The sequence below is a fragment of the Rhodococcus sp. MALMAid1271 genome (genome assembly GCF_049195265.1).
Lineage (GTDB): Bacteria > Actinomycetota > Actinomycetes > Mycobacteriales > Mycobacteriaceae > Rhodococcoides.
The window spans coordinates 1-282 of the sequence record NZ_JBMIRQ010000030.1 but is presented as its reverse complement, the minus strand read 5'-3'; the positions used below and the strand labels follow the sequence as shown (position 1 = coordinate 282).

The following is a 282-nucleotide window of genomic DNA, read 5'->3' as shown; positions in this document are numbered from 1 at the left end:
TGAACGGAATTGGCTACCTCGATCGGAGTGGACGATGGTGCCGTCCGGGTCTCGTTGATCGACGGCGTTTCGCAGTGCAGATACTGCCAGTGAGGCTTTCATACGGCTGTCGATCGAGTATCCGACGATCTTGTTCGAGTGCAGGTCTTTGATGGCGCAGAGGTAGAGCTTGCCTTCGTCGGTACGGTGCTCGGTGATGTCGGTCAGCCAGATCTGGTTGCGTTCCTGTGCGGTGAATTGGCGGTCGACGAGATCGTCGTGGACGGGCGGGCCGGCTTTCTT

Annotated in this window: 1 protein-coding gene; it reads right to left on the bottom strand. The window is 58.5% G+C overall.

Annotation, left to right across the window (positions count from 1 at the left end):
- The coding region (locus ACOQFP_RS01475) for a DDE-type integrase/transposase/recombinase (protein WP_421583215.1) at positions 1–282 on the bottom strand (282 nt) is incomplete at both ends.